Below are 7,071 nucleotides of genomic sequence, written 5' to 3'. Positions count from 1 at the left end.
CTGAAGTTAAGGCCGCCATTGACGCCGCTCTTGCCGCAGGCCCGGACCTCGCCATGGTCGATTCTGCCAAGGGCGTTACGAATTTGCACGTGCCGAGCGACGTGATTATCGACGCCTCGATGCCTGCGGTGATCCGCAATTCCGGCTGCATGTGGAACAAGGAAGGCAAGTTGCAAGAAGTTGTCGCCTGCATTCCGGACCGCTGCTACGCCGGTATTTACGACGAGACGATTGAATTCTGCAAACAGAACGGCGCATTCGACCCGAAGACGATGGGCACTGTGCCGAATGTAGGCCTCATGGCCCAGGGCGCCGAAGAATACGGCAGCCACGACAAGACCTTTGTCGCAAAGGGCAAGGGCGTTATCCGCGCCGTGAACAGCAAGGGCGAAGTGCTTTTGCAGCAGAATGTAGAAGTGGGTGACATTTTCCGCATGTGCCAGGCCAAGGACGCTCCGGTGCGCGACTGGGTGAAGCTCGCTGTGACGCGCGCCCGCCTCAGCAACACGCCCGCGATTTTCTGGCTGGACCCGGAACGCGCCCACGACCGCGAAATCCAGAAGAAGGTGGAAGCCTGCTTGCCGGAACATGACCTCAATGGTCTCGACATCAAGATTATGAGCCCGCGCAAGGCGATTGTCGAAACCATGAAGCGCGCCAAGGCCGGTCTCGATACCATCGGCGTCACGGGCAACGTGATGCGCGACTATCTCACGGACCTTTTCCCGATTCTCGAAGTCGGAACGTCTGCAAAGATGCTCAGCATCGTGCCGCTCATGGCGGGCGGTGGCCTCTACGAAACAGGTGCAGGTGGCTCCGCCCCAAAGCAGGTGCAACAGTTCCTCGCCGAAAACTACCTCCGCTGGGATTCCCTCGGCGAATACTTTGCGCTGGTGCCCGCCTTTGAGCAGGTCGCGCTGAAGGACGGCAACAAGAAGGCGAAGGTCCTCGCCGACACGCTGGACGAAGCGAACGGCAAGATTCTCGAATTCAACCGCACGCCCGCCCGCAAAATCGGCGAACTCGACAACCGCGGCTCACACTTCTACCTGGCCCTCTACTGGTCCGAAGCTCTCGCCGCCCAGAAGGACGACGCGGAACTGGCCAAGAAGTTCGCCCCAGTCGCCGACGCATTGAAGGCCCGCGAAGCCGAAATCGTCGCCGCGTTTGCCAACCAGCAGGGCAGACCCGCCGACATCGGTGGCTATTACCTGCCGAAGGCCGAACTCCTGAAGAAGTGGATGCGCCCGGTGGCCGAATTCAACGCCGTCATCGACGCGCTGTAACAGGCAACATTCTATAACGAAAAAAACTCGGAAGCGAATTCCGAGTTTTTTTCATTTTTATCACGAAACTTCTTAGCCCTTAATGTGGATAGCGGAAGCGAATTCCTTGAGCAGTGCCGGATCTTCGACCTTTTCCCAGAGGGTTCCGGTCACGATGATGTTCGCGCCTGCTGCCACGCGGACAGCGGCCGTCTGTGGATCCTTGATTCCGCCACCGGTAATGATGGTCATCTCGGTCGCCTTGCGGGTATAGGCGATGTGTTCTACCGGCACCGGCTCTTCGGCGCCGCTACCGGCTTCGAGGTACACGTAGCGCATGCCCATGAGTTCTGCCGCGATGGAGTTCACCATGCTGAGCTTGGGTTTGTTGGCAGGTACGGGCATGGTACCGCTAATGTATTCCACCGTGGTACGCTTGCCGCTGTTGATGAGCTGGTATGCCGTCGGAATTGCTTCCATGTTCAACGCACGCACCAGGGCGCCACCACGCACCTGTTCGTCAATCAGGTAGTTCGGATTGCGTCCGCTCACGAGCGTCATAAAGAGCATCGCATCGAAACCGGGCACCACCTGGGATGCTCCACCCGGGAAAAGAACCACGGGCAGGTTCACCGCCGCCTTGAGGGCCGCCACCTGCTTCGGGAGCGTAAAATTACCCAGGTAAGAACCGCCCACCAGCAAGAGGTCGGCACCGTTTTCGGCGGCCATAGCCCCCGCCTTCACAAAGGCAGCTTCGTCCGATGTATCGGGGTCCAGCAGCACGGCAAAAAGCGCACCGCGTTTTTCGATTTCAGCATTCAAACGAAGTTCAGTCTTCCCAGGTTTCATACAATTCCTTTTCTTGCGTCTACTCCACAAGATACCATAAAGATACATTATTTGTTTCCTCCTTGCCACAAAAAAAAGAAGAAGGAGGGTTGGAGGCCCACCTTCTCGTTCTCTCGTTGTTCTCTACCCCAAATTCGCTATTCGTCCTTGATGCAGCGTACATTCAACTGGATAAATTGGTTAGACCACAGCGGACGTTGCTGTACGAGCCATTTTCCATAGCTTTCGAACATGATCATCGATGCCCGAGGGTCCGAATACGCACTATCGGGCTTTACCGCATAATAGGTCCAAACTCCCTTGCCGCCTTCTTTTTCGGTCACGTTTCCAAATCCAGCAGCAAACAAGTAGTCTGCGAGGGCATAAGCTTCAAGATCCAGCGATTCCTTGACAAAGCCAAACATTTTCTCCCAATCGTTGCCATTCGGAAGACGCCAGCCATCGGGGCAAACACCCTGATAAGTTCCAGTGGCCTTTTCAACAGAATCGATTGCGGCCATCATTCTATCGTAGTTGATGTTATTGCCCATGGCATGCAACGTATCGCAAAGTGACGGCACTTCGCTTTCTGCCAGACATTCATCAAGCGACACCAGCACAATCGAGGTATCCAGCGCAAGCACTTCGGACAACGAGTAATAACCATTGGGGCTGTTGAACATCAGGTTTTCACCAAACCATGTCTGCGTTCCGTTTTCCAAGGTGTACGTCACCGTCTTGTATGTCTTTCCGTCGCGTTCGTCAGTCATAGAGCCCGCAACATAGGGCGCCAGCTTTACCGAAGTTGTCCACTTTTTCGACGTACAGACAAAGTTGAACAAGACACCCGAATTTTCAATAACGGCACCCTCTTTTTCCGCAGTACATTTTTCCAGGCCCTGCATAAGAATTGCAAAGTTCGTATTGATTTCTTTGGACAGCTCGGACATTTTCAAAACGCCTTGGGCGTCTTCTTTCACAATAGTATTCAGTTTGCTAAACGACCATGCGGTAAAAAGTTTTTTCGTCTCTTCGTCAATATTGTCAAGCGTCCCATCTTCGCCAAACTTTTGCGCCAACGATTCAACGCTAGATTTACTCAAGGAACCAATGTAAAAGTTCATAAATTGCAGAACTTCGACGACATCCGAATCAGCGGCATGTTCATTTTTTTCAAAATTGAACGGCACGCCCTCGATTCCAAACGCCGCGAGAACTTCCCTGTCAGCCTGCGCTTTTGCTTCGGCAAAGGTTTTGCCCGAATTCACCAGATAGCGCAAACGGTAAGCTTCCAAGTAGGTCATTACATTGACATTCACATTCCTAGTCTCGCGCAAATCCACTATGGCCAGATACGGGACATAATCCATGTACCAGATACCGTCGTACCAATCATCACTATTTCGATTGGGGTGAATTTCGAATTGCGCATACGGACTGTTAAAAGTAACGCTGTCGATTTCGAATTTTCCGGATCCATTTATAAAGGCGCCTTCATAAACAACTCCCGTCGTATCTAAAGTTAACGAATCCAATTCGAACACCTTCATCAGCGATACATTAAGCTGAATTGATGTGTTCTCATCGTATTCATTACCGTCCGGAGTGACAAGCGAAGGCAAATTCGCCGTCTGGCCACCAACCGAAATATCGGCAAGCACCGGAGTCAAGCCGGTCTCTTCGGCAGAGCCGCCCATCACGGTGTCGGGTTTACTGTCATCCGTGGAACATGCCGCAAGAGTCAAGGCGAATAGCACCGCCGCTTTGCAGACCATTTGTCTTTTTAAGTTGTTCATAATGTTCTCCTCGTTTTATTTTTTTAAACCTTTGATGTTTGTCATCGGGAAAAACTGCATGTTCAAGCGGTACACTTCATCGACCGCAGAATCCCTAGTCGCAATAGCAATGATGCGCTTGCGGCATTCAGCAATTTCTTGCACAATTTCGTCGTAAGCTTCGTGCGTAACGCCCAGCGTAACACCCGAGAAATGTCGTTCATTTTGCGGAACGCCCTCGATCGCGTCAAGGGCGAACTCGCCCATTTGGCGGTGCATCCCGCGGACGGCGACTGGCGTTACTTCCATAGGGCCCGTCGTCACCGACTTTTCGGTTTGCGTATAGTTGCCGGCATCGTCTTTTTGGAGCAGGTCCGCCTTGACCAAGAAATTCAAGGTTTCGCTCACCTCGGCCGCCGTTATTTTTTCGCGGCAGGCATGGGCAAGGGCCAAGGGTTTTGCCCCCGGCATGGCAGGTGCGAGTTCGCGGATGACCGGATTTTTCCAGTCACTGAAAAAACGGAACGAATCCCCTTCCAGGACCTTCGCCTTGTGCGCCTCGGCAATCGAAATCATCTTGCCGTAAGCGGCCTTCTTTTCGGTATCCGTTTTTGCATGGTCGAACTTGACCAATTCCACGAAGAAGTCGCACTCGTAATCAGCAAGCTTCATAGCCGCAGCCACACGCACGGCAGTTGCTTCGCCCAGATTATAGCGCCCCTCACTTACATATTTAAGGAATATCGACGAGGAAAACCCCGCCAATGAGGCGAACTCCTGCCAGCTAAACGCGGATTTCGCCTTTCGTTCGGCATAGTAATCCGCGATATACTGACGGTAGCTCGTATATTCAAGTATATCTTTCATTTGTCCTCCTCTTAGCCCCCGAAATATCGGTTCAAGCTAAGTTCATTCTAAATATAAACAAAGATTTTTAAAAAATCAACAGTTTTATGACATAAATTTTATATTTTCAGTAAAATTTTAAACATTTTTCTATTTTTATAAAAAATTAGCAATTTTTACGACATAAAACATTTCTTATACAGAATGTCAAGCGGAGGCAACAGACCGATAGTCTATTGTCGGAGCGAAGGACGAACAACGACCTGCCTTTCCTTTTGGAGTTCTCATACCTCGTTGTTCGTATATAGAATGCCGAGCGGAGGCAATAGACCGGTAGTCTATTGTCGGAGCGAAGGACGAACAACGACTTGCTTTTCCTTTTGGAGTTCTCATACCTCGTTGTTCGTATATATAAAGAAGGCGTGCCGAAGCACGCCTTCTCCCAATCGGCCTCCTAACCGATCCTCCTTAACCCCCAAATCCGTTATTCGTCCTTGATGCAGCGGACAAAGCCAGAGCGAGGCAAGTCGTAACCGAGCACTACCGCTTCATAATACACATTGGCCCCCTTCCTACGGCTAGTAGTTTGAGTTGCAAGAGCTCCCACGACATCGCCCGCAGCATTTCCACGGATTTCTTCAGGCGTCACCACAGGCTCAAACTGATACTCCCCCACACCCCTAACTATAGCCCTATAGTCGCCTTTTTCACCACGAATGTCAGCCAGAAGATCCAAGCCAAATCCCGTAGGATCTCCATAATTTGCCAACAGCAAGGTCAATGCAGGGCCCTGTCCAAGGCCATCGAGATAACTGAGCAAAGCATTCCAGTCTTCATACTTCGGCATGCGCCAACCTTCTGGACACACTTCAAAATTTATCGTCTCGAGCGAATCGATCACCTTGTCCCAAAGCATATTATCACCATCGTCACGATAATCGCCATATTCATATAGTTCATCACAATCTTCTTCAGCCCGACCTCGCCAATACAACGTATCATCCGACAAGCTCTCATTCAAGTACTCGACAGCTTTAACAGATACACACCCTTCTTTAGTCGTGTACTTTCGGTAAGACGAATCCAAGCCATACAACGGAGAATACAACCGACCGTATACAGAGCAGTACGACGAATTGTCCCTAAAGCAGCTGGAATATTCCGCAGCATACCTTAAGTTTTCCGCCATCCAGGTCTGCGAAGTTCCACCCAAATCAATAGTCACCGTTTTATATTCCTCGCCATCACGAGAATCAACCATCGCCCCAAACGTATGTGCAATATTCAACCGGCTCGTTTTGAGATACGCAAATTCCCAAAAACCGGACACGCACTTCAGTTCAAAGAGATCTCCCTGAATATCGGCAAACGTTCCCTCGTTTTCAGAAGAGCATTGTCCCACACCGAAAACACTTGCCAACAGGTTCACATAATAAGCCTTAAATTGCATGCACTCCTGATAAAAATCCTCATCCCACATTTCAAAGGCCTTTCGCGAAGAGCTCAACAATCTCCAATAATGCGACTTTTCAACAGCTTCCGTCAAAGATTTTTTTGTATCTTCCGACAAATCAGCCAACAATCCAGACTCGCCAAGTTCCTCTTTCAAATGCTGTAGCAAATTAAACGGGACCAATCCATTAAACGCCTTGCGCCACACAGCTACATTCGAGGAATTCATCAAGCTTTCCTCCACGAACGGATTTTGCGAGCCAAAACCTAGCGCATTTGCAATTTCGGTTTCAGCCTGGGCCTTCGCCGCCACAAACGACATTCCAGATTCAGCCAGCTTCCGTATGCGATAGGTCGCCAAATGACTCAATCCATCAATCACAAAGGTATTTGCATCCCGGATATCCACAATCGCACTCAGCGATACTTCACCCGATACAGCTTCCAACAAGACAATCGGACTTCTCAGCGAAACACTATCAAAATTGGCCATTCCGTCGTCACCAGGAACCCTTTCTCCTGTGAGCGGATCTATGACGTCGCCCTTAAAGGACTCCGTAATCGTGGAATCATCCAGCGGCACAAGCGTCACCGTATCCAGTTCCGTCAGAACGATCTGTCCGCCATCATAAAAAACATTCGTCGGAACAGAAACAGAAACATCTTCTGACGAACCGGCCTCATTACCTGCCGGCGCATAATAAGCAAGCCCTCTCAAAGAGATATTTTCGTATGCGATAACACTCGGCTCTTCCGAAGAGCCTCCCATCTGCGTTCCCGGAGTCGTTTCCACCTTTGAAATGGCATTCCCTTCGTCAGTGGAACAGGCCGCGAACACCAAGGCGAGCGGCATCGCCATTTTGCAGACAAACTGCATAGCCATTTTTGAGTAATTCATGATATCC

The 7,071-nt window shown here is 50.7% G+C and carries 5 protein-coding genes; 1 reads left to right on the top strand and 4 read right to left on the bottom strand.

Annotated features, from left to right (window positions below; all coding sequences use genetic code 11):
• The coding region (locus tag ACKI61_RS06505) for an NADP-dependent isocitrate dehydrogenase (protein WP_407456947.1) at positions 1 to 1,286 on the top strand (1,286 nt) is incomplete at its 5' end.
• Positions 1,287 to 1,358: 72 nt separating this feature from the next.
• On the opposite strand, the gene ACKI61_RS06500 is transcribed toward ACKI61_RS06505, so the two are convergent.
• The 4 genes from ACKI61_RS06500 to ACKI61_RS06485 all read right to left on the bottom strand — a co-directional run bounded on the left by ACKI61_RS06500 (position 1,359) and on the right by ACKI61_RS06485 (position 7,064).
• The gene (locus ACKI61_RS06500; RefSeq protein WP_407456946.1) at positions 1,359 to 2,114 is read right to left on the bottom strand and encodes a geranylgeranylglyceryl/heptaprenylglyceryl phosphate synthase; all 756 of its coding nucleotides are present in this window, start codon (positions 2,112 to 2,114) and stop codon (positions 1,359 to 1,361) included.
• A 137-nt stretch (positions 2,115 to 2,251) separates the two neighbouring features.
• Complete coding sequence (locus tag ACKI61_RS06495; protein WP_407456945.1) at positions 2,252 to 3,889, bottom strand: FISUMP domain-containing protein; 1,638 nt, start codon at positions 3,887 to 3,889, stop codon at positions 2,252 to 2,254.
• Positions 3,890 to 3,904: 15 nt separating this feature from the next.
• Positions 3,905 to 4,735 carry a TIGR02147 family protein gene (locus ACKI61_RS06490; protein ID WP_407456944.1) on the bottom strand — a complete coding sequence of 277 codons (831 nt, stop codon included), beginning with the start codon at positions 4,733 to 4,735 and terminating at the stop codon, positions 3,905 to 3,907.
• Between the two features lie 463 nt (positions 4,736 to 5,198).
• On the bottom strand, positions 5,199 to 7,064 hold the full coding sequence (locus ACKI61_RS06485; RefSeq protein ID WP_407456943.1) for an FISUMP domain-containing protein: 1,866 nt from the start codon (positions 7,062 to 7,064) through the stop codon (positions 5,199 to 5,201).
• Between the last annotated feature and the right edge of the window lie 7 nt (positions 7,065 to 7,071).

The organism is Fibrobacter sp., assembly GCF_045601785.1.
GTDB lineage: Bacteria > Fibrobacterota > Fibrobacteria > Fibrobacterales > Fibrobacteraceae > Fibrobacter.
The sequence above is the reverse complement of the archived record's forward strand: the minus strand, read 5'-3'. Positions and strand labels throughout refer to the sequence as shown.